Source organism: Enterococcus italicus DSM 15952, from assembly GCF_000185365.1.
Taxonomy (GTDB): Bacteria; Bacillota; Bacilli; order Lactobacillales; family Enterococcaceae; genus Enterococcus_G; species Enterococcus_G italicus.
Genome location: NZ_GL622241.1, coordinates 1001662 through 1011741 on the forward strand (window position 1 = coordinate 1001662; position 10080 = coordinate 1011741).

Sequence of the window (10080 nt, forward strand, 5' to 3'; positions counted from 1 at the left end):
AGGACGTCGCCATGCTAATTATTCCGGCATAGCTCAGTTGGTAGTAGCGCATGACTGTTAATCATGATGTCGTAGGTTCGAGTCCTACTGCCGGAGTTCTCAATAGAGAAAAAGAGTAAGAAAGATGTTTCTTTCGTCCGGAGAGTTGTCCGAGAGGCCGAAGGAGCATGATTGGAAATCATGTAGATGGCTAAAGCTGTCTCAAGGGTTCGAATCCCTTACTCTCCGTTAATACAATGGTCCGTTGGTCAAGCGGTTAAGACACCGCCCTTTCACGGCGGTAACACGGGTTCGATTCCCGTACGGATCATATTATTGAAATATTGGAGGTTTAGCTCAGCTGGGAGAGCATCTGCCTTACAAGCAGAGGGTCAGCGGTTCGATCCCGTTAACCTCCATAGAAAAAAGGTTCCGTGGTGTAGGGGTTAACATGCCTGCCTGTCACGCAGGAGATCGCGGGTTCAAATCCCGTCGGGACCGTATTTTCAAATATTTCACTAATAATAGCATAGAAAATTTGGCTCGGTAGCTCAGTTGGTAGAGCAATGGATTGAAGCTCCATGTGTCGGCAGTTCGATTCTGTCCCGCGCCATCTGGAGGAGTAGCGAAGTGGCTAAACGCGGCGGACTGTAAATCCGTTCCTTTCGGTTCAGTGGTTCGAATCCACTCTCCTCCATTAAATATTTAGGGGCATAGTTTAAAGGTAGAACAGCGGTCTCCAAAACCGTTAGTGTGGGTTCAATTCCTGCTGCCCCTGCCATGGCGATCGTGGCGAAGTGGTTAACGCACCGGATTGTGGCTCCGGCACTCGTGGGTTCGATTCCCATCGTTCGCCTTTATAATTGGGGTATAGCCAAGCGGTAAGGCAAGGGACTTTGACTCCCTCATGCGTTGGTTCGAATCCAGCTACCCCAGTTGCTTGAAAAGAGCAAAAATTGTATAATGGCGGTATAGCCAAGTGGTAAGGCAGAGGTCTGCAAAACCTTCATCACCGGTTCAAATCCGGTTACCGCCTTAGTACAATATATACTTTTAACAACAGGCCGGCGTGGCGGAATTGGCAGACGCGCTGGACTCAAAATCCAGTGCCCGTTGAGGGCGTGCCGGTTCGACCCCGGCCGCCGGTATTGACTAAGATGAGTCATCGTCTTAGTTTTTTAATTTGTCTTTGTAATATGGCGATCGTGGCGAAGTGGTTAACGCACCGGATTGTGGCTCCGGCACTCGTGGGTTCGATTCCCATCGTTCGCCCTTTTTATTGGGGTATAGCCAAGCGGTAAGGCAAGGGACTTTGACTCCCTCATGCGTTGGTTCGAATCCAGCTACCCCAGTCATTTAAAGAGTACAAGTGGTTCCTATTTGTTCTTTTTAAAATAGTGATGATTTTAAATAAATATTGAAAAAGAGCATGCTTGGACAAGCTCTTTTTTGTAATGTTAATTGATTCATTTGATCACATGTTACTTGCGAAATAAAAAACGCCTTCCACGCGAGTGAGGTAGTCAGATACAGAGAAATGACAGTAGAAATGGCTAATAAAGCGATATAGCTCATACAAAGTGGTTATGGAGATACTATAGCTGTTTCAAAAAAACTTGTCGCTTGTTTAGATGCTAGATAATTGGAGTGTTTTATAAAAAATTAGTGTTCTTACTTATTAAATAAGAACACTATTTCGGTTTACGTATTATCTTTGTAGTAGTAATTGATCGTCAACTAATTCAGCCCCGCTATTTTTTTGGAATAACGCCATTAGTTTTGGAACGGTAAGTTGGTCTTTGTCGGCTCCTTGTATATCAACGACGATAGTTCCTTGATGAAGCATAATTAGTCGATTTCCATAACGAATGGCATCTTCCATATCATGAGTAACCATAAACGCTGTTAATTTTTGTTCTGTTATTAATTTTTGAGTTAATTGCATCACGGTTATTGATGTCTTTGGATCTAGTGCAGCTGTGTGTTCATCTAAGAGTATCAATTCGGGGCGTTCCAAAGTGGCCATGAGTAGGGTAATTGCTTGACGCTGCCCTCCAGAAAGCAGTCCGATTTCAGTAGTTAAGCGATTTTCTAGTCCTAAATTCAGCATTGAGAGCTGTTTTTTAAAATAGTCTTTATCTTTGTTTTTTACCCCAGATGCAAAGCCTCTTTTTTTGCCACGTTTCATAGCTAGCGCTAAATTTTCTTCGACAGTCAATCGTACGGCTGTTCCTAATTTAGGGTCTTGAAATACACGAGAAATGTCTTTCGATCGCTTCATGACGGATTGTTTGGTGATGTCTTTACCATTTAAATCTACCGTACCAGAAGTAATCTGATGGGTGCCTGCGATACTGTTAAGCAACGTAGACTTCCCAGCGCCATTGCCCCCAATAATTGTGATGAAGTCACCGGGATGGATCTCTAGATTAATGCCTTTTAAAACATGGTTTTCATTAATTGTGCCTCGTTCAAAAACTTGATGAAGATCATGGATAGATAAGACAGGTGTCATGTTAATTCACCTCTTTCTTTGCGTTCTTACGTTTACCTGGGAATCCGTGAATGCCTAATTTAGACTGTACTTGCGGTAATGACAAACAAATAACTAAGACGATGGCAGAGGCAATTTTTGAATCAGAAGGCTCAACATTGAATTCAAAAACAATCGCTAATATGAAGCGATAAATAATTGAACCAGCCACGATTGTTAATAGGCGAATAAGAAGAGGCTTATTTCGTAACAATACTTCTGCAATAATAATGGATGCTAAACCAATAACGATTGTTCCGACACCGGAGTTCAAATCGGCAAACCCGTTATTTTGAGCGATAAGTGCTCCCGATAATGAAATGCATCCGTTTGAAATCATATAACCGATCATTTTCATATTGTCGGTATTGATTCCATTTGCTTCACTCATGTCTATGTTGTCACCGGTAGCACGTATGGCTAGGCCGATTTCGGTTTTGAAAAAGACGTAAAGAACTGCAATGACGAGTAGGGCTACGATAAATCCAACGACAATGACGGCATTTACTTTTGTTAAGCCTAAGTCTTGAATCCAAGTGAAAATAGTAGATTCACCTAATAGTGAAATATTAGGTGCTTTTCCCATAACACGGTTGGTAATAGAGTAGAGACCGGTCATGGTAATAATTCCTGCTAGGAGAGCAGGAATTTTTAGTTTTGTATGGAGCAAGCCAGAGATTAGACCAGCTAAAACACCACCACAAAAACCTAAAATAGTTGCAAGTACTGGCGAAAAGCCATTTGTGATAGAGATTGCTGCAATACCTGCTCCTAAAGGAAAACTTCCTTCAGCAGTCAGGTCAGCAATATCTAAAATACGAAATGTGAGGTAAACACCAATCGCTAGTAAAGACCATAGTACACCTTGCGATGTTGCAGATTGAAAAATTGTTAAAAAGTCACTTATTGTCATAATAGTCATTCCTTTATTAGTTAAGCATACTATTCCGGTAGTTTGATTGAATCAGGGTCGATACCTAGTGCTTCGGCCATTTCTTTGTTAACAGTTAGTTTTAGATCGTTTGCTGATTCGACAGCAGTGGTACTTAGCTTGGCATCTCCATCTAAGATTTTAGCTGCCATGATACCTGTTTGTTTACCTAATGCTTCATAGTCTATACCATATGTTGCTAATCCGCCTTGTTCGACTTGTTCGACAGAACCAGCTACGATCGGTGTTTTCGTTTCTTTTGCAACTTCACCGACAATTGTCGCAGCTGAGGCAAAGGTGTTATCAGTTGGAATGTAGATACCATCCACGTCTTTAGCAAGAGAGGTAGTTACTTGTTGGACGTCGTTTGTAGTATTGGCTGTCAAAACTTTTACCGCCACTCCAGCTTCTTTTAATTCTTTTTCAGCTAAGTCCGCCTGAATTTTTGAATTTGATTCGCCAGCGTTATACATGATCCCGATTGTTTTTGCATCAGGTACGATACTTAAAAGAAGATCGATTTGTTTCTTGATAGGAACCATGTCTGTGGTACCAGTCACATTGCCACCCGGTTCTTTTTCTGATTTTACTAATTTAGCTGCTACTGGATCAGTTACTGCGGTAATAACGATTGGGATATCTTGAGTTTCATTTGCCAATGATTGCGCGGAAGGAGTGGCAATTCCTAGCAATAAATCTGGTTTTTCTTTCACTAGTTTTTCACTCATACTTTTTAAGTTGTCTTGATTGTTTTGAGCATTTTGGTAGTCAAAAGTAACATTTTTTCCTTCGGTGTACCCTCCTTCAGCTAGACCTTCTTTGAATCCTTTATAGGCCGCATCGAGGGATTCGTGTTGCACGACTTGCAAAATCCCCACAGTTTTTGTGTCAGATGACTCACTAGAACTCTTTCCACATGCACCTAAAGCAAGTAAACTCACTGCTAAAATTGAAGCTGTAACCATCTTTTTCATTTCTTCTCCCCCTTTATAATTGCTCTAAAAAACCCATCCAGACAAAGTCCAAATGGGTTACATAATCTTTTTTTGTAAGATTCAGCCATTTGGATGTGTCCACTGGCTAAAATCAGAGCGAAATACTTTAGCCATTCTAGATAGTACATGGGTACTTGTATCCAGAATGCTGCATACAAGTCTATCTAAAGTAGCTAAAGTAATACGTATTCAATTGTGTGAGTTGTGATGTTTTGTTCATCATGGAACATTCCTTTCACATTGAATTGTATTTAGTATAAAAAAAGGCGGAATAGATGTCAATAAGAAAAGAAAAAATATTCAGAAAAATCAAAAGAAAGACAAATAAAACAAGCTATCTGTTAAAGAAGTTAGTAGCAAAAAAAAAGCTAGCCCACTGATTGGCACTAGCTTTTTATGATTATTGACGATAAAAACGGATGTAGTCTTTGATTTCGGTTATGCTGAATGGTTGATCATCTTGAAATTGACTATATTTTGTCATGTCCAATGTATCATTGAATAGCTGTTCATATTCAGGAATATCTAGCTTGATTCGTCGCGATAGTAGTTGCGTATGCAACTCTTCGTGTAGATGATGTTTATAGCCGTCTACTAAATGCCCTGTGAAAAATTCAGCGACACTGCCTGAGCCGTAGCTAAATAGGCCAATTTTGTCACCTGATTTTAAAGCAACACTTGTTTCGAGCAATGAAATTAGACCTAGGTAGAGAGACCCAGTATACAGATTACCGACTTTGCGACTGTAATGAATGCTCTCTTCGTAGCGTTCAAGTAACAATTCAGCGATTTCATGAGGTGCTGTCTCTAATTTAGATAATAACGCTTTTTTCCCCATCTTGGTGTAGGGAACATGAAAACATAATGCAGCAAAATCTGCAAAAGATTGCGAGTAGCGCGTGGTGTATTCGTCCCAAATTTTTTGGAATGACGCGATATACGTTTCATTGGAAAGTGGTCCATTCACTTCGGGATAGAGATTGCCGGTCGGACGCCAAAAGTCATAAACATCTTGAGTGAAAGCGACGGTCTCTGACGAAAGCTCTAAGATACGAGGGTTGGCAGAAAGAATCATAGCTACAGCACCAGCTCCTTGAGTGGGTTCTCCCCCGGAATTTAGACCATAGCGTGCGTTATCGGTCGCGATGACCAAGACTAGGCTGTCTGGATGAGCGGCTATGTGGTTACGGGCGATTTGAATCCCAGCCGTAGCTCCATAACAAGCTTGTTTAATTTCAAATGATCGTGTAAAAGGGCTCAGACCCAATAAGCGATGTAAAACAACAGCGGAAGCTTTTGACTCATCGGTACTGGACTCCGTTCCTACAATAATCATATCAATTTTTTCTTGATTTTCTTTAGTGAGTATTTGTTTAGCGGCATTGGCTGCGAAAGTCACAATATCTTGAGTTTTCGGCGCAATAGCCATCTGGGATTGTCCAATCCCAATAATGTATTTGTTTGGATCGACGTTACGAGCAATTGCAAGTTCGGGCATGTCCACGTAATAAGGGGGTACAAAAAATGATAGTTGATCTATACCTATCGACATCGGTTTCTCCTTTCAAATTGAAAAAAATTTTGCTACGTATAACATAACATATAAAGGAAAAGATATGCTTGTAATGATAGAATTTTAAAGATTGTTAAAGAATCCTGTAGCGAATGATGTTAGCTATTGGTGAAGTATTCTTTTTTTTGTGTATCCATGCTATATTTTTTATGGAGGTGGCCAAGTGGAGAAAGTAGTAATCATTGATGCGTTACGCACACCAATTGGAAAATATCACGGTGAATTAGCAGTGTATTCGGCCGTTGAGTTAGGAACCATTGTGACAAAAGAACTATTGGATCGACATAAAGGAATGGTAAACGATATTGATTATGTCGTTTTTGGGAATGTCTTACAAGCTGGAAATGGCCAAAATCCAGCGAGACAAATTAGTCTGAAGGCTGGGTTAGAAGTAGCGGTACCGGCTGTGACTGTGAATGAAGTATGTGGGTCAGGCATGAAAGCTATAGCGCTTGCACGGCAAATGCTCCAATTAAAAGAAGCAAACATTGTGCTAGCTGGTGGGGTAGAGAGTATGACCAATGCACCATCTGTTAGTTATTTTGATAAAGCAACAAAGACTTATTCGCAGCCTGAACAAGTCATGTTTGTTGATGGGTTAAAGGATGCATTAAGTGGGCAAATGATGGGAATGACGGCTGAACTTGTGGCCGAACGCTATGGTGTCTCAAGAGAAGCACAGGATGCGTTTGCCTATCGTTCGCAACAAAAAGCAGCCCATGCCCAAAATAGTGGCTGGTTTGAGCAAGAAATCGTGCCAGTTCCTTTAGCAGATCAATCGCTAGTAACCAAGGACGAAGGCATTCGTCCGCAAACAACGACGGAAAAATTGGCGACGTTAAAGACCGTATTTAAAGAGAATGGCACGGTAACAGCAGGAAATGCTTCGACTATTAATGATGGGGCAGCGGCACTCCTACTATGCACCAAAACGTATGCACTAGCCAATCGTATTCCATACCTTGCTGAGATTGAAGACATGGTAGAAATTGGGATTGAGCCAGAAGTGATGGGGATTTCTCCAATTCAAGCGATTAAAAAATTAAGCCAACGCAACCAGCTGGCACTTGATGACGTAGATTTATTTGAAATCAACGAAGCATTCGCAGCTTCTTCCATTGTTGTCGAAAACGAATTAGGATTGGACGAGACGAAAGTTAATATTGCTGGTGGCGGAATTTCTTTAGGCCATGCGATTGGTGCGACAGGTGCTAGAATTGTCACGACACTGGTTCATCAGCTTCGTCGCACGAAGCAAAAGACAGGTATTGCATCGTTGTGTGTAGGTGGTGGACTTGGATTGGCGTTGCTTTTACGCGTACCAGACCAAGAAATACTCGATCAGGCGGATCTTCCTTTTTATAAGAAGACACCAGGCGAGCGACGGGCTGACTTGGTGGAGCAAGGCATTTTAACAAATGAGCAAGCGGAATTATTGTCACAGCAAGAACTATCTGAAAGTATTAGCAATCACTTAATTGAAAACCAACTGAGTGATTTTCCGCTGCCTTTAGGTGTGGCCAAAAATTTACTAATTAATGGCAAAGAATACATTGTTCCACTCGTGACAGAAGAGCCATCTGTCATTGCTGCTTGTAGCAATGGAGCGAAAATGGCCAAGACGACTGGTGGCTTTGTTGCCAAGGCGACTGAACGCTTGTTGCGGGGGCAAATTATTTTTACTCAAGTAGCCAGTCTCCAGTCGTTCGTCCAAGCGCTTGAGGAGAAGAAAGATCATTTTTATCAGCTAGCAAACGAAGCATATCCGTCGATTGTCGTCCGTGGCGGTGGCGTGCGCAAGATTGAAGTGCGGACCTTTGCAAATACACGTGATGTATCATTAGATGTCTTTATGGACACGCAAGAAGCGATGGGCGCAAATATGCTAAATACGGTTCTGGAAGCTATTGCCAATGAAATAAAAGAGCAGTTTACTGAACAGCTACTTATGAGCATTTTATCGAATTATGCGACAGAGGCAGTGACGACCGTCTGCTGCCGCATTCCTTTTTCAAAGCTATCAAAAGGAACAAACGGTGAACAAATTGCAACGAAAATTACCGAAGCAGCACGCTATGCGAAAGTTGATATCTATCGAGCAACGACGCATAACAAAGGAATAATGAATGGTATCGAGGCATTCGTGCTAGCGACGGGTAACGATACACGTGCAGTAGGGGCGGCTATCCACGCATATGCGGCACGAAATGGTTCATATCAAGGCTTAAGTGACTGGTATATAGAGGAAGGTGAGCTTGTAGGTGAACTAGCAGTCCCTATTCTCATGGCGTCTGTCGGTGGTGCCACGACCATTTTGCCAAAAGCGCATGCAGTTCATGAGATGCTAGGAAACCCATCGGCACAAGAATTAGCGTATATAGCCGTTGCAGTAGGACTCGCGCAAAACTTAGCTGCATTAAGAGCGCTGGTTTCAGAAGGAATCCAGCAAGGACATATGGCCTTGCAAGCACGATCGCTGGCTATGAGTGTTGGTGCGAATGCAGAAGAAATAGACACGGTCGTAAAAAAAATTACACAAGGTGAAATGAATCAAAATGCGGCTCGCTTGTATTTGCAGCAAATTCGACAAGAAACCATAAATGAGTAAATAATATGAAAAGAATATTCGTATTTTAAAGAAATCATAGAAAATTTTTTGATTTAGTGGAAATCGCTTTATTTTTTTCAAAGAATAGCATAAACTAGAACTTGTAGGTATTTTATAATTGAAGTGTTGGTTAGGAGGATATACGGTATGACAGAATTTGATAATAATCAAGTGGAAAATGTGAATGTTTCAATGGAAGATGCTCTAAACAGCTTTAAAGAAGTGAGTGTCGGCGATGTAGTCAAAGGTGAAGTACTTGCGGTAGAAGACAAGCAAGCAATCGTTGGCATTGAAGGTGCTGGGGTGGAAGGGGTCGTTCCTGTTAAAGAACTTTCGACTTTACCAGTAGAAGACATCAATGAACTAGTTAAAATTGGTGATGTTTTAGATTTAGTTGTCATCTCAACCATCGGCAAAGACAAAGAAAATGGAAGCTATTTACTTTCAAAACGTCGCTTAGATGCCAAGAAAGTCTGGGCAGACATTGAAAAAGACTTTGAAGATGGTAAAATCCTTGAAGCACCAGTAACGAATATTGTAAAAGGCGGCTTAGTGGTCGACGTTGGTGTACGTGGTTTTGTTCCAGCATCAATGGTTGAAGATCATTTCGTCGATGACTTTGAAGAATACAAAGGCAAGACACTAACGCTAAAAATTATTGAAATTGAACCATCTGAAAATCGGTTAATTTTATCCCATAAAGCAGTAGTAGAAGCTGAAAAAGAAGACAAAAAAGCAGAATTATTGGCTTCTATCAAAGAAGGCGACCAGTTAGAAGGAAACGTGGCTCGTTTGACGAATTTTGGTGCATTTGTAGACTTAGGTGGTATTGATGGCCTAGTTCATGTGTCTGAGATTTCACATGGTCATGTCGGTAAACCGAGTGATGTGCTAGCTGTTGGCGATACAGTCAATGTAGCGGTCCTTTCTATTGACCCAACAACTGAGCGTATTTCATTATCAATTAAAGATACATTGCCTGGCCCTTGGGACAACATCGAAGAAAAGGCGCAAGTGGGTGCCACTTTAGAAGGAACAGTGAAGCGATTGACTAGTTTTGGAGCATTTGTGGAAGTCTTCCCTGGCGTCGAAGGCCTGGTACACATTTCCCAAATCTCGCACAAACACATTGCAACACCGCATGAAGTGTTACATGAAGGTGATACCGTACAAGTGAAAGTATTGGAAGTAAATCCGACTGATCATCGAATTGCCTTAAGTATCAAAGCTTTAGAGGAAAAGCCTGAAGCAGAAAAAGCCGAAAAACCAGAAGAATCTTATGAATTACCTGAAGAGTCAACCGGCTTTACGATGGGTGATATCTTAGGTGATGCGATGAAAGATGCAGAGTCTGAAGAATAAAAAATAATTCGATTTTTATAGAATAAAGAATAGACATGAAGTTACCGAAAGAAGGCAATGGCGAACCATTACTTTTGATTGGGATTCATGTCTTTCTTT

General features: G+C 41.4%; 6 protein-coding genes and 14 tRNA genes. 16 read left to right on the top strand and 4 right to left on the bottom strand.

What is annotated here, in order from left to right; translation table 11 throughout:
* The first annotated feature begins 22 nt into the window (after window positions 1-22).
* The 14 genes from HMPREF9088_RS04690 to HMPREF9088_RS04755 all read left to right on the top strand — a co-directional run bounded on the left by HMPREF9088_RS04690 (window position 23) and on the right by HMPREF9088_RS04755 (window position 1331).
* Window positions 23-96, top strand: a tRNA-Asn gene (locus HMPREF9088_RS04690).
* A 43-nt stretch (window positions 97-139) separates the two neighbouring features.
* Window positions 140-228: transfer RNA gene (locus tag HMPREF9088_RS04695), tRNA-Ser, on the top strand.
* A gap of 10 nt (window positions 229-238) precedes the next feature.
* A tRNA-Glu gene (locus HMPREF9088_RS04700) sits at window positions 239-310 on the top strand.
* A gap of 15 nt (window positions 311-325) precedes the next feature.
* Window positions 326-398: transfer RNA gene (locus HMPREF9088_RS04705), tRNA-Val, on the top strand.
* Window positions 399-407: 9 nt separating this feature from the next.
* Window positions 408-480: transfer RNA gene (locus tag HMPREF9088_RS04710), tRNA-Asp, on the top strand.
* Window positions 481-519: 39 nt separating this feature from the next.
* Window positions 520-592 (top strand) — tRNA-Phe (locus HMPREF9088_RS04715).
* A gap of 3 nt (window positions 593-595) precedes the next feature.
* A tRNA-Tyr gene (locus HMPREF9088_RS04720) sits at window positions 596-676 on the top strand.
* 10 nt (window positions 677-686) lie between these two features.
* A tRNA-Trp gene (locus HMPREF9088_RS04725) sits at window positions 687-760 on the top strand.
* Between the two features lie 2 nt (window positions 761-762).
* Window positions 763-835, top strand: a tRNA-His gene (locus tag HMPREF9088_RS04730).
* Between the two features lie 8 nt (window positions 836-843).
* Window positions 844-915, top strand: a tRNA-Gln gene (locus tag HMPREF9088_RS04735).
* Between the two features lie 29 nt (window positions 916-944).
* A tRNA-Cys gene (locus HMPREF9088_RS04740) sits at window positions 945-1015 on the top strand.
* A gap of 27 nt (window positions 1016-1042) precedes the next feature.
* Window positions 1043-1127 (top strand) — tRNA-Leu (locus HMPREF9088_RS04745).
* A gap of 51 nt (window positions 1128-1178) precedes the next feature.
* A tRNA-His gene (locus HMPREF9088_RS04750) sits at window positions 1179-1251 on the top strand.
* A gap of 8 nt (window positions 1252-1259) precedes the next feature.
* Window positions 1260-1331 (top strand) — tRNA-Gln (locus tag HMPREF9088_RS04755).
* 356 nt (window positions 1332-1687) lie between these two features.
* Here the strand turns inward: HMPREF9088_RS04755 and HMPREF9088_RS04760 are convergent.
* From HMPREF9088_RS04760 to HMPREF9088_RS04775, 4 genes are all read right to left on the bottom strand, one after another.
* Window positions 1688-2494 (bottom strand): ABC transporter ATP-binding protein, encoded by an 807-nt coding sequence (locus HMPREF9088_RS04760; protein WP_007208016.1) that lies wholly within the window; start codon window positions 2492-2494, stop codon window positions 1688-1690.
* A gap of 1 nt (window position 2495) precedes the next feature.
* On the bottom strand, window positions 2496-3419 hold the full coding sequence (locus HMPREF9088_RS04765; RefSeq protein WP_211205552.1) for an ABC transporter permease: 924 nt from the start codon (window positions 3417-3419) through the stop codon (window positions 2496-2498).
* 35 nt (window positions 3420-3454) lie between these two features.
* Complete coding sequence (locus HMPREF9088_RS04770; protein ID WP_007208018.1) at window positions 3455-4417, bottom strand: ABC transporter substrate-binding protein; 963 nt, start codon at window positions 4415-4417, stop codon at window positions 3455-3457.
* 421 nt (window positions 4418-4838) lie between these two features.
* Entirely contained in the window at window positions 4839-5990 is a 1152-nt protein-coding gene (locus HMPREF9088_RS04775) for a hydroxymethylglutaryl-CoA synthase (RefSeq protein ID WP_007208020.1), read from the bottom strand.
* Between the two features lie 184 nt (window positions 5991-6174).
* Here HMPREF9088_RS04775 and HMPREF9088_RS11605 point away from each other — a divergent pair, with 184 nt between their 5' ends.
* Together HMPREF9088_RS11605 and rpsA are read left to right on the top strand one after the other, a co-directional pair.
* Window positions 6175-8619: a hydroxymethylglutaryl-CoA reductase, degradative gene (locus HMPREF9088_RS11605; protein ID WP_007208021.1), complete on the top strand. Its 2445-nt coding sequence runs from the start codon at window positions 6175-6177 to the stop codon at window positions 8617-8619.
* Between the two features lie 147 nt (window positions 8620-8766).
* The gene (rpsA, locus tag HMPREF9088_RS04785; RefSeq protein ID WP_007208022.1) at window positions 8767-9981 is read left to right on the top strand and encodes a 30S ribosomal protein S1; all 1215 of its coding nucleotides are present in this window, start codon (window positions 8767-8769) and stop codon (window positions 9979-9981) included.
* Window positions 9982-10080 lie beyond the last annotated feature (99 nt).